The sequence below is a fragment of the Nostoc sp. WHI genome, from assembly GCF_015714725.1.
Lineage (GTDB): Bacteria > Cyanobacteriota > Cyanobacteriia > Cyanobacteriales > Nostocaceae > Nostoc.
Window position 1 is genome coordinate 48,854 of sequence record NZ_WBKM01000005.1, and the last position, 25,342, is coordinate 74,195.

25 protein-coding genes and 1 riboswitch are annotated in these 25,342 nt (G+C 40.6%); of the genes, 14 read left to right on the forward strand and 11 right to left on the reverse strand.

Going from position 1 to position 25,342, the window contains the following annotated elements; translation table 11 throughout:
- Positions 1–43: 43 nt before the first annotated feature.
- Both F8S12_RS00390 and F8S12_RS00395 read left to right on the forward strand, forming a co-directional pair.
- On the forward strand, positions 44–1,729 hold the full coding sequence (locus F8S12_RS00390; protein WP_196514257.1) for a GUN4 domain-containing protein: 1,686 nt from the start codon (positions 44–46) through the stop codon (positions 1,727–1,729).
- A gap of 48 nt (positions 1,730–1,777) precedes the next feature.
- The gene (locus tag F8S12_RS00395; protein ID WP_196514258.1) at positions 1,778–2,212 is read left to right on the forward strand and encodes a hypothetical protein; all 435 of its coding nucleotides are present in this window, start codon (positions 1,778–1,780) and stop codon (positions 2,210–2,212) included.
- Between the two features lie 77 nt (positions 2,213–2,289).
- Here F8S12_RS00395 and F8S12_RS00400 read toward each other — a convergent pair whose 3' ends face one another.
- The 6 genes from F8S12_RS00400 to speB all read right to left on the reverse strand — a co-directional run bounded on the left by F8S12_RS00400 (position 2,290) and on the right by speB (position 7,316).
- Entirely contained in the window at positions 2,290–3,087 is a 798-nt protein-coding gene (locus F8S12_RS00400; protein ID WP_196514259.1) for an ABC transporter ATP-binding protein, read from the reverse strand.
- 39 nt (positions 3,088–3,126) lie between these two features.
- Positions 3,127–3,963 (reverse strand): ABC transporter permease, encoded by an 837-nt coding sequence (locus F8S12_RS00405; protein WP_196514260.1) that lies wholly within the window; start codon positions 3,961–3,963, stop codon positions 3,127–3,129.
- Positions 3,960–4,997, reverse strand: coding sequence for an ABC transporter substrate-binding protein (locus F8S12_RS00410; RefSeq protein ID WP_196514261.1), 1,038 nt, complete (start codon positions 4,995–4,997; stop codon positions 3,960–3,962). The genes F8S12_RS00405 and F8S12_RS00410 overlap by 4 nt, the downstream gene beginning before the upstream one ends.
- Before the next feature lie 92 nt (positions 4,998–5,089).
- Positions 5,090–5,773, reverse strand: a complete 684-nt coding sequence (hypB, locus tag F8S12_RS00415; protein ID WP_196514262.1) for a hydrogenase nickel incorporation protein HypB — start codon at positions 5,771–5,773, stop codon at positions 5,090–5,092.
- On the reverse strand, positions 5,757–6,119 hold the full coding sequence (gene hypA, locus F8S12_RS00420) for a hydrogenase maturation nickel metallochaperone HypA (RefSeq protein WP_269144756.1): 363 nt from the start codon (positions 6,117–6,119) through the stop codon (positions 5,757–5,759). Before hypA ends, hypB begins: the two co-directional genes overlap by 17 nt.
- A gap of 3 nt (positions 6,120–6,122) precedes the next feature.
- A complete protein-coding gene (speB, locus tag F8S12_RS00425; RefSeq protein WP_196514263.1) occupies positions 6,123–7,316 on the reverse strand; it encodes an agmatinase in 1,194 nt (397 codons plus the stop codon).
- Positions 7,317–7,396: 80 nt separating this feature from the next.
- Positions 7,397–7,509, reverse strand: a riboswitch (guanidine-I (ykkC/yxkD leader).
- A 670-nt stretch (positions 7,510–8,179) separates the two neighbouring features.
- Between speB and topA the strand changes: the two genes are divergently transcribed.
- The 5 genes from topA to F8S12_RS00450 all read left to right on the forward strand — a co-directional run bounded on the left by topA (position 8,180) and on the right by F8S12_RS00450 (position 15,739).
- Complete coding sequence (gene topA, locus F8S12_RS00430; protein ID WP_196514264.1) at positions 8,180–10,831, forward strand: type I DNA topoisomerase; 2,652 nt, start codon at positions 8,180–8,182, stop codon at positions 10,829–10,831.
- A 243-nt stretch (positions 10,832–11,074) separates the two neighbouring features.
- Positions 11,075–11,215 carry a hypothetical protein gene (locus F8S12_RS00435; RefSeq protein ID WP_196514265.1) on the forward strand — a complete coding sequence of 47 codons (141 nt, stop codon included), beginning with the start codon at positions 11,075–11,077 and terminating at the stop codon, positions 11,213–11,215.
- A gap of 21 nt (positions 11,216–11,236) precedes the next feature.
- Positions 11,237–11,683, forward strand: coding sequence for a type II 3-dehydroquinate dehydratase (gene aroQ / locus F8S12_RS00440; RefSeq protein WP_196514280.1), 447 nt, complete (start codon positions 11,237–11,239; stop codon positions 11,681–11,683).
- A 228-nt stretch (positions 11,684–11,911) separates the two neighbouring features.
- Complete coding sequence (locus F8S12_RS00445; protein WP_196514266.1) at positions 11,912–12,856, forward strand: ADP-ribosylglycohydrolase family protein; 945 nt, start codon at positions 11,912–11,914, stop codon at positions 12,854–12,856.
- Positions 12,857–13,012: 156 nt separating this feature from the next.
- Positions 13,013–15,739 (forward strand): HD family phosphohydrolase, encoded by a 2,727-nt coding sequence (locus F8S12_RS00450; RefSeq protein WP_196514267.1) that lies wholly within the window; start codon positions 13,013–13,015, stop codon positions 15,737–15,739.
- Between the two features lie 50 nt (positions 15,740–15,789).
- On the opposite strand, the gene F8S12_RS00455 is transcribed toward F8S12_RS00450, so the two are convergent.
- Both F8S12_RS00455 and F8S12_RS00460 read right to left on the reverse strand, forming a co-directional pair.
- Positions 15,790–16,245 carry a cupin domain-containing protein gene (locus F8S12_RS00455; protein ID WP_196514268.1) on the reverse strand — a complete coding sequence of 152 codons (456 nt, stop codon included), beginning with the start codon at positions 16,243–16,245 and terminating at the stop codon, positions 15,790–15,792.
- A 119-nt stretch (positions 16,246–16,364) separates the two neighbouring features.
- Positions 16,365–17,144 (reverse strand): cysteine hydrolase family protein, encoded by a 780-nt coding sequence (locus F8S12_RS00460; protein ID WP_196514269.1) that lies wholly within the window; start codon positions 17,142–17,144, stop codon positions 16,365–16,367.
- Between the two features lie 83 nt (positions 17,145–17,227).
- On the opposite strand from F8S12_RS00460, the gene F8S12_RS00465 reads away from it, so the two are divergent.
- From F8S12_RS00465 to F8S12_RS00485, 5 genes are all read left to right on the forward strand, one after another.
- Positions 17,228–18,625, forward strand: a complete 1,398-nt coding sequence (locus F8S12_RS00465; RefSeq protein ID WP_196514281.1) for an amidohydrolase — start codon at positions 17,228–17,230, stop codon at positions 18,623–18,625.
- An 83-nt stretch (positions 18,626–18,708) separates the two neighbouring features.
- Entirely contained in the window at positions 18,709–19,461 is a 753-nt protein-coding gene (locus tag F8S12_RS00470) for a hypothetical protein (RefSeq protein WP_196514270.1), read from the forward strand.
- A gap of 174 nt (positions 19,462–19,635) precedes the next feature.
- Positions 19,636–19,905 (forward strand): hypothetical protein, encoded by a 270-nt coding sequence (locus F8S12_RS00475; RefSeq protein ID WP_196514271.1) that lies wholly within the window; start codon positions 19,636–19,638, stop codon positions 19,903–19,905.
- A gap of 64 nt (positions 19,906–19,969) precedes the next feature.
- Entirely contained in the window at positions 19,970–20,242 is a 273-nt protein-coding gene (locus F8S12_RS00480; RefSeq protein WP_196514272.1) for a BrnT family toxin, read from the forward strand.
- A gap of 7 nt (positions 20,243–20,249) precedes the next feature.
- The gene (locus tag F8S12_RS00485; protein ID WP_196514273.1) at positions 20,250–20,495 is read left to right on the forward strand and encodes a hypothetical protein; all 246 of its coding nucleotides are present in this window, start codon (positions 20,250–20,252) and stop codon (positions 20,493–20,495) included.
- A 216-nt stretch (positions 20,496–20,711) separates the two neighbouring features.
- On the opposite strand, the gene bioB is transcribed toward F8S12_RS00485, so the two are convergent.
- Complete coding sequence (gene bioB, locus F8S12_RS00490; RefSeq protein WP_196514274.1) at positions 20,712–21,719, reverse strand: biotin synthase BioB; 1,008 nt, start codon at positions 21,717–21,719, stop codon at positions 20,712–20,714.
- A 138-nt stretch (positions 21,720–21,857) separates the two neighbouring features.
- Here bioB and F8S12_RS00495 point away from each other — a divergent pair, with 138 nt between their 5' ends.
- The gene (locus F8S12_RS00495) at positions 21,858–22,433 is read left to right on the forward strand and encodes a GNAT family N-acetyltransferase (RefSeq protein ID WP_196514275.1); all 576 of its coding nucleotides are present in this window, start codon (positions 21,858–21,860) and stop codon (positions 22,431–22,433) included.
- A 49-nt stretch (positions 22,434–22,482) separates the two neighbouring features.
- Here the strand turns inward: F8S12_RS00495 and F8S12_RS00500 are convergent, their stop codons facing one another.
- Positions 22,483–23,127 carry an SMI1/KNR4 family protein gene (locus F8S12_RS00500; RefSeq protein ID WP_196514276.1) on the reverse strand — a complete coding sequence of 215 codons (645 nt, stop codon included), beginning with the start codon at positions 23,125–23,127 and terminating at the stop codon, positions 22,483–22,485.
- Positions 23,128–23,249: 122 nt separating this feature from the next.
- On the opposite strand from F8S12_RS00500, the gene F8S12_RS00505 reads away from it, so the two are divergent.
- Positions 23,250–24,728, forward strand: coding sequence for a protein adenylyltransferase SelO (locus F8S12_RS00505; RefSeq protein ID WP_196514277.1), 1,479 nt, complete (start codon positions 23,250–23,252; stop codon positions 24,726–24,728).
- Between the two features lie 61 nt (positions 24,729–24,789).
- Here the strand turns inward: F8S12_RS00505 and F8S12_RS00510 are convergent, their stop codons facing one another.
- The gene (locus tag F8S12_RS00510; protein ID WP_196514278.1) at positions 24,790–25,053 is read right to left on the reverse strand and encodes a hypothetical protein; all 264 of its coding nucleotides are present in this window, start codon (positions 25,051–25,053) and stop codon (positions 24,790–24,792) included.
- Between the last annotated feature and the right edge of the window lie 289 nt (positions 25,054–25,342).

The following is a 25,342-nucleotide window of genomic DNA, read 5'->3' on the forward strand; positions in this document are numbered from 1 at the left end:
ATTTTACCATTAAAGACTATTCATACTTTTAAAAATCAAGGTTATGCTAACTAAACAGCAAAGACAACTAATTACTTACGAAGCTATTTCAATTTACGAACGAACCTATCAATTACCCGTCCTCAAAAATAACGGTGTAAAAACAGTTCAGAAAAAAATTAGAGAACGTCAAAAATTAATTAAAGAAGGTATTCGATATCACCCTCAGCTTGGTGGGATAATTAAGCGAAAAGAAGAAATTAGCCAGGGAGAAATTTTTGATGAAATCCAATTATTTATTAAGGACTACAGTCATCTTATTGATTTCCTAGAAAATTATCAGGATAGTTATCATAATTTTTTGTTGAACCTTACTGATGAATTGAAGAAGTTATTCAAACAAAAATATTTGGAAATAAAAAGTTTAGAAGATGAAAGAATAAAATTAGAGCTAAAAAATCATACAAATCCGAAAATACTTGATGAGCTAAGATGGGAGAAGCAAGAAAACTTTAAAGCAGTTTTACTGTTGAGCAATGCTTATTTTTTAATGTTAGAAAAAATAAGATCCCTTGGTGAAGGAATTAAAAACCTTGCGGAAGATACCAAAACTCAAAAAGAAATTATTCAGCGAATAGTTAAAGATTTAGAAGTATATCAAGAGATTTACGAATATCAAAAAAAAGCCTATAAAATTCGTCAAGAGATAGCAAAAATTGCCCAGACTGCAATCAATTTTGAAAATTCTTTACAAGATTATTTTAGTCCCTTTCAATCTTTAATAGATGAAGTCGTAAAAGTAGATGAATATTTTTACGCAACTGTTGGAGATATTAAAAATCTAGGGGATAACATTTTAAAGTATCAGTCAAATTTATTTAACCTGGAAGAAAACGAGGCAATTTCTGAAACTTTTCTCGATTTTATGGTGACAAGTTATGAGAAAAAAACCAGATTAAAAGATGCTTTTATTCAATCTCAATTATTAGATTGGCAAATCCATAATTTTGATTTGAGCGAAAATGGTGTCTTTCTAGACAAGGGTATTGATTTAATATCTAACTATATATCCAAGCAACTCACTGATCAAATAAAAGTGCTAGGCATAGCAGAAATAAGTTTTGTCCCTACAGCACCTCTATCTGCTGTTGAAGAAATAGGATTGATGAAATTGACTAATAATGTGACGTTGACAAAAGAATTTCCTAGCAATAAAAATATTGATTATACCCAATTACGGGATTTCCTCGAACAGCATAAGTGGAAAGAAGCTGACATTGAAACCACTAAATTAATGCTAAAAGTCATGATAAAGAGTTATTGGAATGAAGTCTATAAGGAAGATATTGATAACTTTTCTTGTCAAGATATCCATACCATTGATCAACTTTGGGAACAATATAGTTATGGTTATTTCGGCTTTAGTATTCAGCAAACTATCTGGAGTGAAATGGGAGGTAAAGTAGATTATGAAACAGAAAAGAGACTTGGCGATCGCCTTGGTTGGCGAAAAGAGGGAAAATGGTTAGAGTATGAGCAACTAACTTTTAAATTGTCACCCATGACACCGATGGGACACTTACCAGCCAAATGGTTACACTATGACCAACAGAGCTTTGATTTATCCCCAAAATCATCTACAGAACACCTTTCAATGGGAGCTTGGCGGGTAAAGTCTTGGTTAGTTTGGCAGATGCACTTATTCTTTTCTCGTGTCAAAAGTTGCAAACTAAACTTTCCTCTGACTTAATCGTACATTTGTTAAAAATTAGAGCTAAACCTAACTTTGAAGAGAAACATGAGTAATAGTAAGCATTCTGATATAGAAATAGAAATTTTACTTTTGGGAAAATGGCGTTTTGATACGGATTCGGAAAAAATCACTATTGAATTTAGAGATGATATGACTTATGAGCAAACCAGGATTCAAACACTTCTTTTCTCTAAACCTAAAGAACTTGTAACAGGTAATAAATTTACTGGCGTATGGTACATAAGTCAAAAGAAATTGTATTTAAATCTTAGAGCTATGCCAAAATCATTTTTTAATTTAAGGATACCACTAGTTTTTAAGATTTCTCTTGCAGATATGATAGCTACTTTTGGTTCTGTGTTTATAACAGAAAACTATGAAGTTACTAGAATTAATAGTTCAAAATTTCTCATAAAGGACAAGGAACAATCAATTATTGGGACAAAAATAAATAATACTAGGAAGTACCAAAGCTTTTAAAATCACTCTGGTATCAAGTTTCTCGCACTTCATAATCTAGCAAGGTTTTTGGCTTTTTCTAACCGTTGAATTTACGTTTAATTAGATAAAGATAACGGCTCTGGGCTGTCAGTTAACTGCTCTCCATCATTACGTAATAGACTCATCACTTGATCTTTGTATTTCTGAAATATGGGACAACGCTTGACTTGGGGATCAGATTTGTTTAGCAATTGGATTTGCAATTCTTGCTTAATTGTGCCTGGTCGGGCGCTTAATACGTAGATGCGTTGAGATAGAAAAATTGCTTCTTCAACATCGTGAGTAATCATCAAAATTGTAGTGTTTGTGCTACGCCAAATTTCTAAAAGAAATTGCTGCATTACTTCTTTTGTCTGCACATCCAATGCACCAAAGGGTTCATCCATGAGTAAAATTTTGGGTCTTGATGCTAAAGCACGAGCGATCGCTACTCGTTGCTTCATTCCACCAGAAAGTTCCTGTGGTAGCGCTTTCGCAAATTCCGACAATCCCACTATTTCTAAATAATAAGCGGCTTGTTGTCTTCTTAGTACTTGAGACACACCTTGCAACTTTAAGCCAAATGCAACATTTTCCATGACACTCATCCAGGGATAAAGAGTGTAGCTTTGAAATACCATCCCGCGATCGCACCCTGGCCCTGTAACACGTACCCCATCAACCAAGATATTCCCCCCCGTCGGAGTATCTAACCCCGCAATTAACCGCAGCAAAGTTGATTTACCACAACCACTTGCTCCCACTGCACAGATAAACTCGCCCTCTTCTACATACAAATTGATATTTTTTAATGCAGTCAACAAACCGCGTTTAGTTTGAAATTGTTTGTGGAGTTGATTAACTTCTAAATGCATAAAGAGCCAATTTTAGATATGAATTATTTTTTTGATCCTCTAATCTTTAGCCCATTTACAAGATACACGCAGTAACAACCGAAACAACAGGTCAATTGCTAAACCAATCAAGCCAATTACAATCAACCCGGCAAAAATTTCATCTGTTTTAAGGTATCTTTGGGCAACACTAATCCTCCGACCTAAACCTTCTGTCGCCGCTACTAATTCCGAAACAATCACTAAGTTCCAAGATGCTGCCATGTTAACCCGACAAGCATCAATAATATTAGGCAGAATAAATGGGAAAATAACTTGCAATAAAACTTGTTTTCTTTGACCTCCTAAAGTATAAGTAGTTTCTAATAAATGCTGAGGAACAAATTTAACTGCATCCATCACCATTAAAGTATTAAAAAATAGTGTGCCGATAAAAATCAGCATAATTTTGGGAATTTCTCCCAGTCCCAGATATAAAATTAGTAAGGGAATAAAAGCTGGGGCTGGCATATAGCGCACAATCCCAATAATCGGTTCTAGCAATGCCCGGATACTGGCAAAAGCCCCCATTAAAGTACCTAAAGGAATAGAAACAATTGCCGCTAATGAAAAACCAGCTAGAACCCGAAACAAGCTAAAAGCAATATCTTTTTGTAAATCCCCGCTTGCTAAAAGTCTTTGAAATGCATTCCATACTTGACTGGGAGTAGGAAGAAATAAAGACGGAATTAATCCAGTATTAGAAATAACCCACCACAGAAGCATAGGGATAGTGATGGACAAGAACATTAAAGTCCAAGCTAAATTTTTAGGTATCTCCTCAGCAATGCGCCAAAAAATAGTTTGTGGTAACATTTTCTGAGAATGCTTCTGCAAATCGTCAGCAGATTGATTCATGATTTTTGCTTTGCAGCGTAGGCTTTGACGAAGCGATCGTCAAACATTTGGTTAAGATTAGGTGCTTGTTTTGTCAAACCAGCTTCAATAAGAAATTTACTAATTTTATCAGCAGCGAAACTCATGGATTTCATATCTTTACCAGCACTAAAAGCTTGCAAATTCTCTTCTATTGAAAAGATTTTAGTGCCTGCGTCGTATGCCTTATATTCTGAAACTGACACCCCGGCGCGTCTCGCCATAATTTCGTAAGCTTTATCTGGGTTAGCTTTGATAAAATCTAAAGTAGCAAACCAAGTATTTACCAAAGCTTGTACATCTTGCGGACGTTCATTAATGAGTTTGCGGCTGACAACTAAATGGTCAGGAATCGCACCAGGAAAGTCTTTAGAACTAAATAATTCTTTGCTGCCAGAACGTAAAAAAGCCTTGGTAGTGAAAGGTGCAAAAACTCCGACTGCATCAACTTGTCCGGCAACAAAAGCTGCTGCTGCTGCACCTGTTTCTATTGGCTGAAACTGAATATCAGCTTGAGTTAAACCTGCTTTTTGCAAACCTAACAATAACAGAAAATGATCAACTGTTCCTTCTTCAGCAGCTACTTTTTTACCTTTGAGATCAGCAATGCTATTAATTCCTTCTCGGACAATAATTTTGTCGTTACCTATGGAATTATCGTTTACTAAAACAATTACTTGATCTGAACCTGCTGCTACTGAGCTAATGGTATCGTTCAAGGTTTGGGTATTGGCATTGAGTTGACCTGCTCGTAAGGCATTGATAGAGTCTAAATAGCCGTCAAACCACTTTAAATCTACATTAACTTTGTTCGTCTGAAATAACTTTTGTTCTTGAGAAACTTGCCAAGGGAACCAACCTGGCCAAGCACTAAAACCAACAGAAATTGGTGCAGTGTTGGCTGAAATATTAGAATTTTGCGGTGTAGAACTCTGCTGGTTGGGAGTACAACTGATGGCGAAAACAAGAGTCAGTAAAAAGACTGTTAATAGAGATGATACTTTGCGAATATTCATTACATTTAACTCTGACTCACGCTTCGTTATTGTGAAACAAGATTAATAATTGCTGCTGTAGATGTAGAATTTTAATGTTGTTGGAAAACTTGCTATGTCTCTTGACTCGCCTTTGCGCGTCTACGCACCCAATTAAACCAAACTTCTAATCCCTCACCTGTTTTAGTAGAAACAGCAATAATCTCAACATTGGGATTCATTTGACGGATGTTTGCTTCAATGCGGCTAATATCAATATCTAGATAGGGAGCCAAATCTATTTTTGTAATCAGCAAACAATCTGCTTCTTGAAACATAATCGGGTACTTCAGTGGTTTATCTTCACCTTCAGTAATACTTAACAAAGCAACTTTGGCGTGTTCTCCCACTTCAAATTCAGCCGGACAAACTAAATTACCAACATTTTCCACCAGTACTAAATCAAAGTCGGAAGGATTATATTCGTGTTCCAATTGATGAATGCCACCTGCTACCATTTTGGAATCCAAATGACAGGAACGACCTGTATTAATTGCAATTACAGGAACACCATATTTCCGCAGGCGCTCTGCATCTAAATCTGTTGTCATATCTCCTTCAATGACAGCGATTTTTAATTCATTACTTAAAGCTACAAGGGTGCGTTCTAATAGTGCTGTTTTCCCAGCACCGGGACTACTCATAATGTTAAAACAAATAATTCCCCATTGATCAAAATGTGCTCGGTTGTGGTCAGCACCTTGTTGATTAACATGGAGTAAGTTAATTCCTAATACCGCGTCAAATGTTTGATGCATAAGCGTACTCAATCCGATCAATTTTCAACTCTCTACCTGAGCGAATATCCTCCATTGGAGAATTACACTCAGGACAGCTATACTGTAAACCAATTTGCGGGAAATATTCTTGTTGACAGCGATCGCAAAAAGCAATGAGTGGTGTTTCTTGAATATTCAGTTTGACTTTTTCTAAAAAGGTATTGCGCGTTTGCACTTCAAAGGCAAATTGCAAACTTGCAGGTTCAACACAAGTAAACTTACCGACAATTAAGTGAACTTGAGAAATTTCTGGGCGTTCAGGTTGGGATTCCCACCAATCTTTTACGCTTAAAATTAGTGCCTTTGTCATGTCAGTTTCATGCAAAATTTACCTCCATTCCTCAATTAATTCTGGTTCGGCTGCGGGATGAATATATGCAGCTTTTTCTTTACGCGGTAATTGACCGGATACAACTAAGTGCGCCATCGTATCGCAAATTACCCGCGCTGCCATTAATGATGTCATATCGCTAACATCATAAGGCGGTGAAACTTCCACAACTTCCAGTCCACAAACTGGCGCTTTTTGAACAATTTTACCCAACAAAGACAGCGCCTCACGCGGTAATAATCCACCGGGTTCAGGCCAGCCAGTTCCAGGGACAAATCCAGCATCAATGCAGTCAATATCGAAACTGATATAAACGCAATCTGTACCGTCTAATGCTCTTTCTAAAGCATAGTTGACAGCTGCGTCTATCCCCATCTCTGTAATGTCTGTTACTGTTAGGATATTCGTGGCTCTTTCTCGACAAACTTTTACACCTTGACGCGGTACTTGCCAGCCACCAATTCCCAATTGCACTAGGTTTTTTGCTGGTGCATTTTTAATATTTGTCGCATGAAACCAAGGACAAGTATGCATTCTTTCATCTAAGTCTGTTTCCTGGGTATCTACATGGCGATCAAAGTGTATAATCCCGACTTTTTTATCGCCTAAGTGCCGACAAATACCACGAACTGTAGGAAAACCAATTGAATGATCACCTCCCATAATTATTGGAAATGCACCAGAACTAAAGATATGGGCAATGCCTTTGGAAATCTGGTCAAAGGATTTTTCATTATTAGCTGGAATGGTGAAAATATCACCTACATCACATAGAGTAATCTGCTCGCGTAAGTCTACACCCAATTCAAAGTTATAAGGTGTGTATAATGCAGAGATTCGGCGGATTCCTTGGGGGCCAAAACGTGTGCCTGGTCGATAAGTGGTTCCAGAATCGTGTGGTACGCCGACAACAGCAACATCATATTCTCCAACTTTCCGCACATCTTCTAAGTATGGTGCTTTCAAGAAAGTATTAATTCCGGCAAAGTGGGGCAGTTCCCCGCGCGAAAAGGTAGGAATTGAGCGATCAATTATACTTTCGGCTGCTTCTAATCCAAATTCTAGCCCTTTAGAAACCTCCTGCTGCCAGCCTGTTAGCGGTAAATTGGCTTCTTTTTCTAGCGCCCGTCCCGCTTCCGTGGAAGGTGGTTGGAAATGAGAATTGGAATCAGTAGAAGATTGTTCAGTCATGTTTCGGTAAATGAAATTTTCAGATTTGCAACGCAAAACTATAGCCCAGGTTAGCCATAACAGTTAATGTTCTGCTATGTATCTCCCAGGCTTTTTTCCCGCCGTGTGGCCAGTTTTTCCCAAACTGGGTGCTTCTCTTGTACCAGTTATTTAACTTTCAAACTGTTAAAGCGGAACCCTAGAAGCTATTAATTTTTACCCAATTGCTAGTAGTCGTTTTTGTTTTTGGTTTTTTATACTCAAGTTTATAAATATCAAAAGGTTTTGAGATAAAAAGTATCATAAGTTACAAAAATCTCCAAATTTTCTAAATTGACAAGGCGATCGCTTTGGTCAATAATGAAGTATTTTTGTCCTTCAACCTGCTACACAGGTAGTAAGATTACATCATCTTGATGAATTTTACATAGTTTTACCTCAAGGGGATAAGTACAAACCCCACTTTGCTTTTAATCTTAAGTTTGGTTTAATTTTGGTACAACCTTTGGCAGAGTAGGACATTGGGAATTGGCTAAACAGGGCATGGGGCATTAAGAAAACTTTTTTCTAGTCCTCATTTCCCACTCCCCTAATTGACAAAAGATATCGTCATATTAAATTTACGGGGTATTTTGAAAACTTTACTCGCCAATTATGCGCTAGATAAGTTAAAGATTGAAATAGCTGGAAATTCACACTCAGCGTTCCCCTAACTTATCCTTTAGAAAGGACTGCACCCTAAGTTAAGCGGATTTTCGCCCTAACGGGCAGTTTGTGTGAGGATTAAATCACCGCTCTAAGCGTGACGTTTTATCTTGACAATTTGCAAAAATTACCTCAATTTGACTGTTTAGCTTAGCAGCTATTCTTTTTTTGAAATTTCCATGTCAACTCTTGTCATCGTCGAATCTCCAACCAAAGCTCGTACCATTCGCAACTACCTGCCATCAGGCTATCGGGTGGAGGCATCTATGGGTCATGTACGTGACCTACCCCAGTCGGCTAGTGAAATTCCCGCCGCTATCAAAGGGGAAACATGGGCGCAGTTAGGGGTAAATGTGGACGCCGACTTTGAACCGGTATATGTTGTCCCGAAAGACAAAAAGAAAATTGTCACCCTGCTCAAAGAAGCCCTCAAAGATGTAGATGAACTGATTCTGGCAACTGACGAAGACCGGGAAGGTGAAAGCATTAGTTGGCATTTATACCAACTGCTGAAGCCGAAAGTTCCGACTAAGCGGATGGTGTTTCACGAAATTACCCAAGAGGCGATCAAAAAATCTCTGAAAAACTGCCGCGACATCGATGAGCAGTTGGTTCGCGCCCAAGAAACGCGGCGGATTTTAGATCGACTGGTGGGCTATACTCTGTCTCCTCTGCTATGGAAAAAAATCGCCTGGGGATTATCTGCTGGGCGGGTGCAATCTGTAGCCGTGCGACTCTTAGTTATTAAGGAACGCCAACGCCGCGCTTTCCATGAGGGTACATATTGGGATTTGAAAGCTAGTTTGTCAAAGGAAAAAACCCCCTTTGGTGCCCAGTTGGTAACATTGGGAGGAGCCAAAATAGCTAATGGTAGCGATTTTGACGCAGCGACTGGACAAATTACCGCAGGTCGCAATGTCTTGTTGCTGAACGAAGACCAAGCGGTAGCCCTCAAGGAACGCCTGACTGGAAAAACCTGGAGTGTTAGCGATATCGAGGAACGTCCAGTAACGCGCAAACCCTCGCCACCGTTCACCACCTCGACGTTGCAACAAGAATCTAACCGAAAACTGCGCCTCTCAGCCCGTGACACGATGCGGGTTGCCCAGAATTTGTACGAGCAGGGGTATATTACCTATATGCGGACAGATTCGGTGCATTTGTCAGATCAGGCGATCGCAGCTGCTCGTAGTTGTGTAGAAAAGCTGTATGGTAAATCATACCTCAGTCCCGAACCTCGGCAATACACTACCAAATCCAAAGGCGCGCAAGAAGCGCACGAAGCAATTCGCCCAGCCGGTAGCACCTTCCGCACCCCCCAAGAAACTGGTTTGGGCGGTCGGGAACTTGCCCTCTACGATTTGATTTGGAAGCGTACCGTCGCCTGCCAAATGGCTGATTCTCGCCAAACTCAAATTAGCGTCCAATTGCAAGTCGAGGACGCTGGATTCCGGTCTTCTGGCAAACGGATTGAATTTCCCGGATACTTACGTGCCTACGTCGAAGGTTCAGACGACCCAGAAGCAGCACTGGAAGACCAGGAAGTAATTTTGCCGAATCTGAAAGTGGGAGATCATCCGAATTGTACAGAATTGGAAGCAGTTGGTCACGAAACCCAACCGCCAGCTAGGTACACTGAAGCTACTTTGGTAAAAACCTTAGAAAGCGAAGGTATCGGTCGTCCTAGTACCTACGCCAGCATCATTGGCACCATAATCGACAAGGGTTACTCCCAATTGGTGACTAATGCCCTCATCCCCACCTTTACTGCTTTCGCTGTCACCGACTTGCTGGAAAAACATTTCCCCGACATCGTAGATCCCAGTTTTACCTCGAAAATGGAGCAAACCCTTGATGACATTGCCACAGGTGAAGCGAAATGGCTACCCTACTTGCGGGAATTCTATCTAGGAGAGAAAGGTCTGGAAACCTTAGTTAGAGAGCAGGAAAGTCAAATTGATGCCACCAAAGCTAGGACTGTAGAACTGGAGAATTTAGACGCCAAAGTCCGCATTGGTAAATATGGCCCTTACATTGAAGTCGAAAATGGTAACGGTGTTATTACTGCCTCAATTCCCAAAGACCTGACACCAGCCGACCTCGACCCCAAACAGGTAGAAGTATTGCTGCGGCAAAAAATCACAGGCCCTGACCAGGTAGGTCGGCATCCCGAAACTGGTGAACCGATTTATGTGAAAATTGGTGCTTATGGGCCATACGTCCAATTGGGTGACAAGACCGACGAAAACCCCAAACCTAAACAAGCCTCCCTACTCAAAGGTGTTACCCCAGAAACTGTTACCCTGGAAATGGCTGTTGGTCTGTTGGCGCTACCCCGGACATTGGGAGTTCATCCAATGACTAATGGCAAAATCCAAGCAAGTTTGGGGCGCTTTGGCCCTTATGTCGTTCATGACCAGGGTAAAGAAGGGAAAGACTACCGCTCACTCAAAGCTGCGGATAATGTATTGACAATTACCGTAGAACGTGCCTTGGAATTGTTGTCTGAACCAAAAAAAGGACGTAGTTCCACCAGCAGCAAGTCCAAGGCAGCCTTACGCGAATTGGGTACGCATCCAGAAGACAGTGAAACAATCAACATTTACGACGGCCCCTATGGCCCTTACATTAAGCATGGCAAAACTAATGTGAGTATCCCAGAAGGTCAATCGGTTGAAAATATAACGCTGGCTGAGGCATTGAAATTGTTGGAGAGTAAAGCATCGACAGCAAAATCGACTCGCAAAACGAGTAAATCAACGACTTCTAAATCTAAGTCAACTGCTAAGTCATCAACGACTACTGCGAAAAAGAAAAGCACAGAAGGCTAGTTACAAGTCAAGAGTCAGACTCTTGACCCTTGATCCCGTCCTTCGGGAGATGGAGTTTGTTAGGTTGCGAATGTGATACTCTAAGAATTAAAATAGAAGACAGACACCAAATTTTAGAAGTGACTCATGCCCCAAATACGGGAGTAAGTGTTAGCTTAAGTGAAAGCCACAGGTGCGAAATACGTCATTTTCTGCGTACCTGTTAATCAAAATTGAGGTAGTATCTCAGGAGCGGTCAGTTTAATGGACTATATAGAAAAAGTGCTGGAAAAGCTTAAAGAATTAGCTCGTAGGCTAATTGATAGCCTGTTTGGGCCAGAGGCTGAACAGGAACCGGAACTGATTCCGATTCCTGTGAACGATCGCTCGCGTCGTCGCCACTAGCCCCAAGTGCTAAACTCGACATTGCAACCCTTAAGCATTCTGGCACTGCATGGGCCTAACTTAAATTTGCTAGGACAGCGAGAACCAGGAATTTATGGTTCCTTGACATTAGCTGAAATTAACCGCCTGTTAGAAGAAGAAGGATTAAAGTTACAGGCGAAAGTTTTTCCTGTGCAGTCAAATCATGAAGGAATTTTGGTAGATAGTATTCATGGCGCATTAGGACAATATCAGGGAATTTTGATTAACGCAGGAGCATATACTCACACAAGTGTGGCATTGCGAGACGCGATCGCTGGTGTTAACCTACCGACAGTAGAAGTCCATCTGAGTAATATTTACCGCCGGGAAGATTTTCGCCATCATTCGTACATCGCCCCCGTAGCCATTGGGCAAATCAGTGGTTTTGGCGTCCAAAGTTACTTGTTGGGTTTACAGGCGTTGGTGAATCATTTAAGAAGCACATAGCATGAAAAATGGGCGTTGCTGATTAATAGGATGAATTTTGTTTCGCGCAAAGGCAAGGCAGCGCGTTGGGCGGGTTTCCCGACTTGTAGCGACTGCCGCGCAAAGACGCAAAGAATCTATCTTTAGTTTTGAACAAAAATCACAATTCATGCCGCAAATATGCAACGCCGAAAAATGAATTTATTTTGGATTTCGGATTAACTTTTTCAATCTAAAATCCAAAATTGTATGCGTTACTCTCCTATAAGTCGGTTTAGAGGTACTTTCCTGGGAGCATTCCTGGGGGAAAGTTTAGCCTCTGGTGGTAAAATACAGTTTCAGAGTTACCTGGATTTGGGTAGAATGGCGGTTCCGGGTACTCAGAGCTTGATTGCGTTGGGCAGATTAGATTTAGATGATTGGATAGGGCGTCAGCAACAAGAATCTCTTCATTTAGTACCAGATGATGACATATCGATAAAAATAATTATTGCCACACTACCAGTAGCACTTTTTTTTCACGAAAATCCAATTAAGCTCCGACAAAACTTGCTGGATATGCTAAAAATCTGGGAAAATGACCCAGTAGTACGGGATGGAACACTAGCAGTAGGATATGCGATCGCTCTTGCCGTGACTGAAAAACTTGACCCTTTAACTCTCATCCCGCAAATAATTTCTTTTATCGGAGAAACACCGACATCAATACCAAAAAAATTATTAAGAGTCCAAAGTTTATTAGAGCAAGGGGCTGGATTGTCAAGGGCACAAGCTGAGTTTGTTAGGGAAGAAAAACTCAGTAACACTATTTCTATGTCATTTTACTGCTTTTTGAGTACCTTGGAAGACTTTCGCCTTGCAGTTTTGCAGGCTACTCACAATAGCAATTCTAAAGTGCAAGATGCTACGCGTCTAAGCTCACAGGCTACAGGGGTAATTACTGGTGCTTTATCAGGAGCATATAACAGTATAGGTGGAATTCCCATAAGTTGGCAAGTCTTGCTCTTGCAGAGAAATTCTTCAGCATGGGGACTAACTAGCTTTTCCCAAATGTTAGAATTGGCTGATGCACTTGTGGCGGTGTGGTCAGGAATATATAATTTTGCTCTGCATCCAAGTAAATTAACAGAGGAGGGATCTGAGGTGGGTTTGCTTTCAGTTTACGCAGCTCCTCGCGTTATTCGATCGCGTTAGTTAACAATCATTACGAATTACGAATTACGAATTACGAATTACGAATTGTTAATTAGTCCTTACCACCGTAGTTGCAATAGCAACAGCCACAGATCAAACTTCCCTGATAATTGTCTTTTTTTGAGCTATCAAAGTCGGCAATTGCAGGCAGAGATAATGAAAATGGAGCAATTTTTGCAGTTTTTGACTAAGCACTTGACTCATTGGCGGCGACAGTACAAAGCACTACGTCGTAAGGGAAAGTTAATCAGAAGTCCCAAAGGTAAAAGCCATAGAAGGGAACTTCTAAGCACTATGCTTAAGAATGTACTTCTGTTTTTATCAAAAATCAATGACAAAAGCGTAGGCATAGCCAACCGTAGGCATCGCCGACAACAAGAGAGAGCGCTAAAGTCAAAGGCAAAATCAGTCCAAACTAAGAGTAGTATTTATGCAGTCACTTTAGACTGGGTGCATAAAAAACGTTCTTCGGTGATTTTAGCGATCGCTATAGTATCTCTTATAAGTATTATTGGACACAAGTTATATAACCAAACTCAACTCCAAGTAGGAAATCCTGCGCCTCAGACAATTAGAGCGCCCTATACAGCTAGCATCGAAGATCAGAAAAAAACAGAAGCCGAGCGGAAAGCCATCAGTAAAAGTTCTATCCAAGTATTGATGGTTAAAGCACAAATCAACGAACAAATCAACGAAGATTTGCAACAATTTCTAGACGATGGCAACGAAGTTCGCGCTGTTGCTGGATCTTTTCCTTTTTTTGATTCTGTAGTTTTGTCCATCTCTACCCAGCGTTACCTCCGCTCTTGTCTGGACTCGGAATGGCAAGCACTGCTAGTAGCTCTGAAAAATGGTAGAAATCAGCAGAAGAAAGGCACAGGACGAATTGCCGCTTCATCGATAGCTACCCTTAATCAGCAACCCCAGCCGCGCAAGACACCCAAAGCTGATTCCCAGAGTTTAGAAGAAACAGAGCCAATTGATTTTTCTCAAAACATTGATTTTACTCAAGCAGTAGCAAAACTAGCAGCTTACCGCGTCACAACTTCTGAGAAAAACTTGTCTTTATTGATTGCCCAAATTTCCCAAGCACGCCAAAGATACATCCAAGCTACTGCCAAACTTTTACAGTTGGAGACTGGTAGCCCAGAAGCAGTATATGAAGAATCTCTCCTTTTGGATTTGTCAGATGTGGAGTGGGAAAAAACACAAATGGGAATCCATCAGAGTACAGAGCGGATTCTTACCCAAGGTATTCCAGAGGGACTGCCAAAAAATATCTTAGAAGATGCGGTGAGCTTACAATTGCAGACTTTTGTACCAGAATTCGCTGAACCTTTAGCAAGGAACCTGTTGTTAGCTGTACTCAGACCGAATCTGCAAAAAGATGAAGAACAAACGAGAGAAAACGCTCAAAAAGCTGCGGCTGGTGTGTCACCCGTGATGGTGAAGGTACAGCATGGTGAGGTAATTGTCAAAAAAGGAGAACAGATTACTGGATGGAACTTTGAGGTGCTGGAACATTATCACCTGATTCGTCGGGAGGTAAAATGGCAGGGATTGGCGAAGTTAGGAGGCGTTATTGCGATCGCCATTGGCATTTTTGTCTGGGTAGAACGGCATATCAATTACGAATTGCGGCAACGCGATCGCCTATTAGTGTTATTGCTGACTTTGAGTGTGCCAGGAGTGATCACAATGGGATTGCCTTATACCACCTGGAGTACCCTTGGTTTATTGTTGGGAAGCTTTTATGGCCCCACTTTGGGAATGACAGTTGTCGGATTGCTGTTGCCGATATTAGTAATTAGTTTAGATATGAGCAAGACTGCACTTTTAGCTGGTGCAGGGGGGGGAATATTAGCCAGTTACATAGCACAACGATTGCGATCGCGCGAAGAATTGGCATTATTGGGTGTTGCGATCGCTTTAACTCAGGGCGGCATTTATCTGGTTGTTAAAGTCTTAATTGGTCAAGCATTTGGTTCAACTTGGTATATTGTTCTCCGAGAAGCCGGATTGTTTGCTTTATCCGGCTTAGGCTGGAGTATTGTCGCCTTAGGCTTGAGTCCTTATTTAGAAAAACTTTTTGATTTAGTCACTCCCATCCGTTTAGCAGAACTGGCAAATCCCAACCGCTCTTTATTAAAACGACTCGCTAGGGAGACTCCGGGAACTTTTCAACATACGCTGTCTGTGGCTACCCTTGCCGAAGCTGCTGCCAAAGAACTGGGATGCAACGTTGAACTAGTCAGGGCTGGGACATTATATCACGATATTGGCAAAATGCACGACCCCCTTAGCTTTATTGAAAATCAAATGGGGGGGCCAAATAAACATGATACCGAGATTAAAAATCCTTGGAAGAGTGCAGAAATTATCAAAAAGCACGTAACTGAAGGGCTGGTGATGGCGCGTAAACACCTGTTACCTACAGCAATTCAAGCTTTTATTCCAGAGCATCAGGGAACAATGCTGATTGCTTATTTCCATCACCAAGCCCAGCAAATGGCTCAGGAAGACCCAAGTTTAACAGTAGACGACGCAGATTTTCGTTACGATGGGCCGATTCCCCAATCACGGGAAACAGGAATTGTCATGTTAGCCGATTCTTGCGAGGCAGCACTGCGATCGCTGCAAGCATCGGCTAAACCTCTGACAGAGAAGCGATCGCTCAAAGATGTGTCCAGCGAACAAGCTTTAACAATGCTCAATAATATTCTGCGTGCCAGATGGCAAGACAATCAACTCGTAGATTCAGGACTAACACGGGAAGAAATGTCAAAAATTGCTCAGATATTTGTGGATGTTTGGCAACAATTTCATCATAAACGGATTGCTTATCCCAAGTTGAAGGCTGGTAGCGCGGCGCGGAATTCGTAAGATTTTTAGGTAGGGGCAATTCATGAATTGCCCCTACAGCGCAAATATTTCTAACAAGGCATCAAAGCATCAAATCTTCCCAGTACTGCCATATCTTCTTCATCTAACTCCACCGGAGTTCCACTACGAATTAGTTCAGAAAAATCTTCATTAGGCACCATAACAGTTAGCGTGTACAAACGAGTAGAACCTGTATTTTTTATTAAATGAGTACCAGTAGGAGGCACTAACAAACTATCTCCAGCTTTAATCTTGGCAGTTTTGCCGTCACAAATGGCGATCGCTTCCCCTTTAAGAACAAAAAACATTTCCACCGCCCACTGATGGCGATTTTGTGGTGTTTGTCCACCAACATCAAAAATTTCTACGCAGCAAGTCAAGGAAGTATTAGCGTTTGTTGAATCGAAGATAATCGCTAACCGATTAGAGTCGTGGGGACTGATGCGATATACTTGGTAATCTTTGGGAGATTTGATAACCGGAATTACACAGCGAGTAGCGTACATTTATTTATTTCCTCGGAAGTTATTGATGGTTATGAAAATTTATGAGATGCGAGTTTTGAATATTGATTTGTTAGTTGTATGTAGAGACGCGATTAATCGCGTCTCTACTCTGGTACGATTCACTCAAGTCTATTTTGCAAAGCTGTTAAAATCCCTTGCAAGTCAGTGACAAAACCGAAGCATTGTTTGACGTTATACAATGCCGCTAGCCAACAATATTCAGGAGAAGTTGTAGCAGTGCAGTCTTTTACTAATACGCAGTCATATCCTAAAAAGTTGGCATCACATAAAGTGGTTAGCACACATTGATCAGCATTGATACCAGCAAAGAATATTGTCGTTATTCCCAGATTCCGCAGGATACTATCTAATGGCGTATCCCAAAATGCACTCATCCGGTATTTGTCTACATGAATATCTTCGGGAAGCTGTTCTAGTTCTTCTACTACTGCTGCCGCCCAACTACCTGCCGTGAGGACTCTGGCATCATTGCTTGGCAGTGGATCGCCCAACCCCACACCCTCCCCTGTGGGATTATAGACATGGCGCAAACCTGCACTAATATTGAGCAAGTCGGAACGATTCCCCCAATTTACCCAAATGACTGGGACACCAGCCTCACGCAGTTCTGGAAGTAATTTGTTCAAAGGTTCAATGGGTTGACGCGCCGGAGTTACATCAACGCCAATATGCGCTAACCAGCCATCAGGGTGACAGAAGTCGTTTTGCATATCAATGATGAGGATAGCAGTTTTTGCCAAATCTAGGCGCAGGGTTTTGGTTTCTGTTGATAAAATAACGGGTTGTGGGGTCTTTTGAAGACGAGTGATGTCTGCGATCGCTTGATTCACTGTCCACGCATTTGGTGCAACTCCCAATGTCCGAAAAGGCAAATTCATAAATTGCAATACCTAACACCATTTTCTATTTTGTAACTTGAAATTTAGTTGAAAATACGATTACTTAATTAAGGTTAAATATGATAAGTTTTACCATCAAAAATGTTATGATTGCCGTCGATAATGATTATGCAACAGTAGATGTACAAATTGTAGATGGTGCAATCGCAGCCATTTCCCCCAATCTACAGGTAATCGGCACTGCCATAGATGGTAAAAATAAGCTACTGCTTCCTGGCTTTTTCAACGCTCACACCCACTCTTCAGAAATGTGGCAACGCGGAATTATGTCAGTTTTCCCTTTAGAATTATGGCTAGCGGAACTGTATGATTTTGCTCCCCTGGACACTGAAAAGGTTTATCTCAGCGCTTTGGGTACGGCGGTGGAAACCCTACTTTCTGGCGGGACGAGTGTCGTAGATCATTTGGTGTTAATTCCCGGACTTGAATTGGAAACGATCGCTATTGCAACTCGTGCTTACAGAGAAGTTGGAATTCGCGCCTTTATCGCCCCCCTAATTCAAGATGAATCCCTTTCCGCAGGTATGCCATCTGGGGAATCAGCCCAAAGTCATGAACCTTATTTTCGCTCAACGGCGGCAACATTAGAAATCATCGAAGAGGCGGTGCGACAATTTCATCGCCCAGATGAGGGTGTGAGTATTTTAGTTGCACCAACAGGGATACAATTGTGTACTGATGCTTTGTTTAAGGGGTGTATTGAATTAAGCGATCGCTACAATCTTTGTCGTCACTCTCATTTACTCGAAACTAAAGCACAGGAAAAACTCGCTCAAGAAAAATACGGTTGTACTGCTGTTGAACATTTGAAAAGAATCGGTTTTTTAAGCGATCGGACAACACTAGCCCATTGCGTTTGGTTAAATGATGCGGATATCGCCATCCTCGCCGAAACTCAATCTACAGTTGTTCATAATCCCTTAAGTAATCTGCGTTTAGGCAGTGGCATCGCCCCCATTTTAAAATATCGCCAAGCTGGAGTAAATGTAACTTTTGGTTGTGATGGTGCTTCTAGTAATGACTCCCAAGACTTGCTAGAAGCCATCAAAATTGGTTCTATCTTACATAATGTTACAGACTCAGATTATCAACACTGGATTACACCCCGCCAAGCGATAGAAATGGCATCTTTGGGAGGTGCAAAAGGATTTAATCTTGCAGATAAACTCGGTTCTTTAACTGTCGGTAAACAAGCAGATTTGGTACTTTATGACCTCACCAATTTATCATTACTTCCGCGTACAGATCCTATTGGTTTATTGGTCTTAGGTCGTCCTAGTAATGTCGTAGATAGTGCTTGGGTGAATGGCAAGCAAATTGTTGCTGATGGTAAAGTTACTACTATTAATGTTGATGATTTGCGGCAAGAATTGTTTAACCGCAGTCAATGGGAGACAAAGCGCAAGTCTGAAACCGTCGCCCAAATTGAAGCACATTATCGCATAGTTATGGGTTTGTGAAACATAAAGAAATATGTTTTAAACTACTATAAAGACTGCTCGGCTGTAGTCTCGGTTTACAATGATGAGAGAAGTCTACTAACTTGAATTTAAAAATTCCCTGTATGTCTGATCCCAAACTCAATGCCGAAGAAATTACCAAACGTGGCAAAGAACTCTATGAGAAGAGTATCCGTCTTCAAGTGGGAATTATTTCATTGTTAGCACTAAGCTATCTGATGTTTAGCCTAATTAGCCCAATATTTCTCAAACAAGGGCAACAACCAAGAAAGATAGAAACTCCTGATATTATAGTCATTGCCATTGTTTTATTGTTTAACTCTGGTTTGCTCAATAGAATAAAGGATTTTGGTATTTCCAAGGATGGCGGCTTTACAGCTAACTTTGAGGAACTAAAGCAAGAGGTCAATGAACAGAAAAAACAAATCGATGAGCTTCAAGCACAACAGCTAGAACAGCTAGGAAAACAGCAGAAAAATTTAGAACAAACACAAGCTTTTATGTTTGGTTTTTTGCTTGCAGAGAAAGATTATGAGAAGATTGATCAACTCTATAAACACTCTAAAGCAAAGACGAGTTATGAGTTTTATGTGTCAAACAATGTAGGTGATGAGTTAAGGCGTTTACGAGATTTTAAATTAATTAAGATAAACTCTGGTTATATCAGTGATGCGATTCGAGCGAGTAATTATGGTAAAAAATCAATCGATTTGACTAAATATTTTCATGTTACAGATTTGGGTGAACAGTTTTTGACAACCCGTGAAAAGCTACAGTTTAGCAGCAATGAAGAAATGATAAATGCTCATCCTCATGAAACTCCAAAAGTTGAGTAGGTCATTGTGTCCCATATTTATAAAATGAACTTTAATGAGGTGCTTAGGGCGCACAGTCATGGGGTTGTAAAATACAAAGAAATACGGTTTAACCTACTATAAAGACTGCTCGGCTGTAGTCTTGGTTTACAATAATAACAGAAGTCTACTAACTTAAATTGGCAAATTGCCTGTATGCCTCACCCCAAACTCAATGGCGAAGAAATTACCCGACGTGGCAAAGAACTCTATGAGAAAAGTATCCGCCTTCAAGTGCAGACGACAGAGAATATTGGCAAAATTATCTCAATTAATGTTGAGACTGGTGAATATGAAATCGGTGACGATCTAATAGTAACTAGTCGCCGATTACAAGCTAAACAGACTGATGCAGCAATTTGGGCAGAACGAATTGGATTTAATGCAGTCTATGCCGTTGGTACGTCGCAGAAATTGGTAGATTGAAATTGTTTCAGTAGAATTAGAATAGCTCTAAAATGTCTCAAATGCATGATGATAGAATGGTTCAATGAAGTTTGAGTGGAATCAAAATAAAGCAGCAAGTAATTTTTCAAAGCACAGAGTTTCCTTTGAAGAAGCTAAAACAGTTTTTGACGATCCGCTCTATGTTGATTTTTACGACCCAGACCACTCCGATGATGAAGAGCGTTACCTTATTGTTGGAGAGTCAAACCAGGGACGCTTACTGATTGTGTCGTATACAGAAAGAGGGAATTCGATTCGTCTTATTAGTGCAAGAGAAGTAACACGAACTGAGCGAGAAGTTTATGAACAAGGTTAAGCCATAAATGGAAGATGAACTACGATCAGAGTATGACTTGAAGAGTTTGAGGGTCAGAAAATTAGGCTCTGCTCGAAAGAGCTTTGGTGGGATAACCGTTCGCTTAGAACCTGATGTTGCAGAGATGTTTCCCAACGCCGATGCTGTCAATGAGGCGCTACGTTTTCTAATGAGAGTGATGCAAGAAAACCAACCTCCTGCACCTAGACCGCAGCCTAACATTGCGTTGGAGCGCACAGAGGAAAGCCCCTAGTGCTAATCGGGTATTTAGGCTATGTCTACGACGGGCGTAGCTGCAACAGAACACTTGCCATTGTGCCGTAGCACAATTCGAGTCTTATTATGAGTTATGGGGTTGAGATATTAGACCTCTTGCAAAAATAGATTTTTTTGAATTCAACTACAGATGAATACTAAATATTTATCTGTGGTTAAAAATTCTTAATACTGATTTTTGCAAGAAATCAATTTATCCCACAACAGCCGGACTTGCTACATTTTCCTGTCTTTGGGAAGGCGATCGCATTCCCAAACCAAGTAAATTCAACATTTCTCGGTCAGTATCGTAATCTGGACAGGGAGTTGTCACCGTCAACATTTTGTTATCGTCGCTAGAAAAGATAGAATTAGCTCCTGCCATAAAGCAGAAAGCTTGCTCAACTTGAGAAAGTCTAGCTCTACCGGCACTAAGACGCACATCGGAAGCTGGCATTAAAATCCTGGCTGTGGCAATCATCCGCACAACATCCCAAATGGGGACATCAGGCTGATTTTCTAAAGGTGTACCCGGTACTTGTGAGAGAATATTAATCGGCACTGACTCTGGATGCGGATGTAAGTTTGCCAGAGTTTGCAACATACCCACACGATCATCGACAGTTTCGCCCAAACCAAGAATACCGCCGGAACATACAGTAACATTTGTTTGACGGACATTTTCAATGGTGTTCAAGCGATCGCTATAAGTCCTCGTAGTAATAATTGTGCTGTAATATTCCTGTGAGGTATCTAAGTTATGGTTGTAGGCGTAAAGTCCTGCTTCTGCCAATTTCCTGGCTTGATTTGCCGTCAACATACCCAGAGTGCAGCACACTTCTAAACCCATTGCGGTTACATCCTTGACCATTTCCAGGACTTCCTCAAATTGTGAGTTATCCCGCACTTCCCGCCAAGCAGCACCCATGCAGATGCGACTAACGCCAGTTTCTTTAGCTTTTTGAGCGATGCCAATTACGGTTTCTTTTTCTAGGAGTGCTTGCGCCTTTACCTCTGTTTGATAGCGCGAAGATTGGGCACAGTAGCTACAATCTTCTGGACAACCTCCGGTTTTAATAGATATAAGCTTACAAACTTGTATTTTTGTTGGGTCATGATATTGGCGATGCACACTAGCAGCTTGATAAATAAGCTCTAGCAATGGCGTGTTGTATATCACCCGAATCTCTAATTCCTGCCAATCGTAGCGTATTCCCACCACATCACTATCCTTACGGCTGATTCTCCAATTGGAACATCATAATACAACAAAGCTGAATACTGTTAAACCGCAGGTATGAGAGAATTTACAAAACCTAGAGAATGTTCTTAGAAAAGATCCCGTCGATTAAGTCCTGTTATGATATCAGAACTGCCATTAATTACAAGCGATCGCTTATTATTACGAGTAGCGATCCATGAAGATATACCCCAAATTATCAAATACTTCACTAATAACAAAACTTATCTCACCCCATTCTACCCTGTTTGGGCTGATGGTTTTTTCACTGAAGAATATTGGCAGTATCAGATAGAGAATAATTTTCTGGAATTTATCAATGGCCAATCGTTAAAGCTATTTATTTTTACAAAAAAAAATCCCACCGTCATTATTGGAACTGTCAATTTTACTAATTTTGTTCGAGGAGCCGCCCAATTTTGCTATGTGGGATATAGCCTTGCTGAAACAAAACAAGGTAAAGGATATATGACAGAAGGGCTAAAAACAGCAACTCAATATCTATTTCAAGAGTTAAATTTTCACCGCATTATGGCTAATTATATGCCTCACAATCGACGCAGTGGCAATGTACTTAAAAAACTGGGTTTTGTCATTGAAGGATATGCTAGAGACTATTTGTTAATTAATGAACAATGGGAAGATCATATTTTAACAAGTCTTATAAATCCTAATTGGCAAGCACCTAAATTTTAAAATAATTCGTAATTTATAATAACGTTCGCGGACTCTTACGAATTACGAATTACGAATTACGAATTATCTCCAAACTTCGGTTGAGCCAGTCTTCATACCAATCATAAAAACTTAAAGGCTGCTCCTCATCGCTATTTAGATGAAAATCATCAGGCTCGGCGTCATGGAAGGAACGACAAAAACTTAAAGTTGCAGGATATATCCCATTATCATTAGTACGGTCATCTATCCAGATATTTCCTGACTGTTCCCCAGTAATGACTAACATCGCATAAATTCCACAACCATAATTTGTAATGGTGAGAGTACCTTGAATGAACTCATTGTCTAAGTAGGCATCATTATTGACAATCAAATCCAAATCATTCCATGCTTCTGTTAAAAGAAATGGTTTAGAGAGAATTTCGTAGTTATCTCGGTATGGTTTTTCTGGAGTGACATCTTCAGATTCAATTCCTGCCAGTTTGTATAATCCGTATCCTGGGCCTGCACCGCCGTTACCAACTTCTAAGAGAAAGTTTCGATATTCACTTGGTAACGTAATATTGTATGTGGATTCAAAAACTTGAATATCTTTGTTACTCAAGCAAGGTTTAAGTTGATATTGGTGTGATTCTGAACCAAAAACCTGAAATGTAGCGTCTAAAATAGCTAATTTAGTCAAATTTTCTTTTAATTGCCAAACTTTATTCATTATCCGCTCCAGATTTTAAGGGTGGCGCTGCCATATTTGGGATATAGGTTGCTTTTTGCGTCTATGCTGATGCCGAAGCCAGAGGTAGTATTAAGGGAAGAATGAATTAAGCTTTGCTCGTAATGACTCTGGCTGAAACTCCAAACTACAAAAATTCTAGCAATCCTTTTCTCACCCTCAACTACGAAAGCGCCTTAGAATCTCTAGGCGGTGACTACTACGATGAGGTTGCAGGGGCGGAATTTCCTCAACACCTCCTGCGTTGGCGTAACGATGCACTACTACCGCGTTTTACTCTTGACCCCCAAGTAGTCAAAGACGAAGATTTTATCACAGCTTTTGGCAAATTCCAGGGACGCAAACCCTTGTTGGCACTGCGTTACCACGGCTATCAATTTGGTGAATATAACGCACAGTTGGGTGATGGTAGAGGCTTTCTCTACGGGCAAGTACGCGCCAGTGATGGCGAATTGTACGATTTTGGCACAAAAGGTTCTGGGAGAACGCCCTACTCCCGTGGTGGCGATGGTATGCTCACGCTCAAAGGTGGAATGCGGGAAGTTCTGGCTGCGGAAGCACTGCACTACTTGGGTGTACGGACTTCGCGCTGTCTGAGCATGATTGAAACAGGTTTATCTCTCTGGCGGGGCGATGAACCTTCGCCTACCCGTTCGTCTGTGATGGTGAGGATGAGTAGTTCTCATATTCGGTTTGGCACTTTTGAGCGACTGCACTATTTCCAGCGTCCAGATTTAACTAAGAAGTTATTAGACCATGTAATTGAGCAGTATTATCAACACTTAAGTACTGAAGAAGATAAATATGCCCTGTTTTACGCCGAATTAGTTAAACGAGTTGCAGAACTGGCCGCGCAATGGATGGCGGCTGGCTTTTGTCATGGAGTTCTCAATACTGATAATATGTCGATTACGGGAGAGAGTTTTGATTATGGCCCTTTCGCATTTATCCCTACTTATGACCCCTACTTTATAGCTGCATATTTTGACTATTCTGGACGCTACTGTTACGGCAATCAACCAAGTATTTGCCAGTTGAATTTAGAAATGCTCCAGGAACCTTTGAAGGCGATTATTGATAAAGGCAAAATGGAAGCTGGTTTAGCTAGGTTTGATGAATATTATCAAGCTGAATACAGTTCTTTGATGTTGAAAAAGTTGGGTTTTGTGGAGTTGACACATCCAGAAGCTGGGGAACTGTTGAATCTAACGATTGAGTTTTTGAAAGTGAGCCAAGTTGGTTATCACCAATTCTTTTATGAGATGGCTCGCACTTTTTCATCTAAATGGCGAGATGAACCAGGTTTTGTGATGAATGGTTCAGATATTGTACCAGTTCCGGGTGCATCAGTAATTTTTGATGATTGGTGCATACTATACCATAAAATTTTGAATGATTTTGATAGCGATGTCTACGACGGGCTACGCCTACGCATCCATCTAATCACCCAAACTCTAGCTGTTCATAATCCCAAAACGGTATTATTAAGACCTGTGATTGAATCTATTTGGGAATCAATTGCTCAGGAAGATAATTGGCAGCCTTTTTATGAGTTAATTAAGGAAATTCAGTCGAGGAAATAGTTAGCATGGGGCAAGGCTTGTACCGAAAATCATTTTTTTCCTTTGCCCCTCTGCTTTATTGTCAATAACTAATTTCATGTTTTAAGTCTTGAATGTATGTTTTCACATCACTAATCTCACTAAAACTTGATAAATCGCCCTGCTTAATTTTCTGCAAGGTATTCAGACATAGATTTTTATCTATTTTTAAGTCTTCGGACTCACTAGATTGTTTTTCCATTTCACTGTTAATCCCCAGCCGAAAATAGTGAATTAGTTCGTATAGTGCCTGTAGTTTTGATTCAGGAATATATTGTAATTCGTTAATGATGTCATCTTGAATCATGAGGAGTACCTAGTTATTTGATAATTCGGTTTGGCTGCAATCTTGGGTATGATTTTAGTTATGCAAGCTTTATGTTAATGTTTTGCCGATCGCGGGGTATGAGTAGCATTCGCACAGAAAACCGGATTAAGAGATATTACATGAGTAATACAAGCATTTTTAGAAGCATTAGTCAACGACCTTCGTTATCAGTATAATTCTTATCTAATAAGGCTTTTAAGCTTAACTTGGTTTTCTGTTCCGATCATACTTATACCCCAAAGAAGTAAGATTCCCCACTCCCCACTCC

Coding starts and splice junctions, on each gene's coding strand:
- F8S12_RS00390 (WP_196514257.1), top strand. CDS start 44: ATGCTAACTAAACAGCAAAGACAACTAATTACTTACGAAGCTATTTCA.
- F8S12_RS00395 (WP_196514258.1), top strand. CDS start 1,778: ATGAGTAATAGTAAGCATTCTGATATAGAAATAGAAATTTTACTTTTG.
- F8S12_RS00400 (WP_196514259.1), bottom strand. CDS start 3,087: ATGCATTTAGAAGTTAATCAACTCCACAAACAATTTCAAACTAAACGC.
- F8S12_RS00405 (WP_196514260.1), bottom strand. CDS start 3,963: ATGAATCAATCTGCTGACGATTTGCAGAAGCATTCTCAGAAAATGTTA.
- F8S12_RS00410 (WP_196514261.1), bottom strand. CDS start 4,997: ATGAATATTCGCAAAGTATCATCTCTATTAACAGTCTTTTTACTGACT.
- hypB (WP_196514262.1), bottom strand. CDS start 5,773: ATGCATCAAACATTTGACGCGGTATTAGGAATTAACTTACTCCATGTT.
- speB (WP_196514263.1), bottom strand. CDS start 7,316: ATGACTGAACAATCTTCTACTGATTCCAATTCTCATTTCCAACCACCT.
- topA (WP_196514264.1), top strand. CDS start 8,180: ATGTCAACTCTTGTCATCGTCGAATCTCCAACCAAAGCTCGTACCATT.
- F8S12_RS00435 (WP_196514265.1), top strand. CDS start 11,075: ATGGACTATATAGAAAAAGTGCTGGAAAAGCTTAAAGAATTAGCTCGT.
- F8S12_RS00445 (WP_196514266.1), top strand. CDS start 11,912: ATGCGTTACTCTCCTATAAGTCGGTTTAGAGGTACTTTCCTGGGAGCA.
- F8S12_RS00450 (WP_196514267.1), top strand. CDS start 13,013: ATGAAAATGGAGCAATTTTTGCAGTTTTTGACTAAGCACTTGACTCAT.
- F8S12_RS00455 (WP_196514268.1), bottom strand. CDS start 16,245: ATGTACGCTACTCGCTGTGTAATTCCGGTTATCAAATCTCCCAAAGAT.
- F8S12_RS00460 (WP_196514269.1), bottom strand. CDS start 17,144: ATGAATTTGCCTTTTCGGACATTGGGAGTTGCACCAAATGCGTGGACA.
- F8S12_RS00475 (WP_196514271.1), top strand. CDS start 19,636: ATGCCTCACCCCAAACTCAATGGCGAAGAAATTACCCGACGTGGCAAA.
- F8S12_RS00480 (WP_196514272.1), top strand. CDS start 19,970: ATGAAGTTTGAGTGGAATCAAAATAAAGCAGCAAGTAATTTTTCAAAG.
- F8S12_RS00485 (WP_196514273.1), top strand. CDS start 20,250: ATGGAAGATGAACTACGATCAGAGTATGACTTGAAGAGTTTGAGGGTC.
- F8S12_RS00495 (WP_196514275.1), top strand. CDS start 21,858: ATGATATCAGAACTGCCATTAATTACAAGCGATCGCTTATTATTACGA.
- F8S12_RS00500 (WP_196514276.1), bottom strand. CDS start 23,127: ATGAATAAAGTTTGGCAATTAAAAGAAAATTTGACTAAATTAGCTATT.
- F8S12_RS00505 (WP_196514277.1), top strand. CDS start 23,250: ATGACTCTGGCTGAAACTCCAAACTACAAAAATTCTAGCAATCCTTTT.
- F8S12_RS00510 (WP_196514278.1), bottom strand. CDS start 25,053: ATGATTCAAGATGACATCATTAACGAATTACAATATATTCCTGAATCA.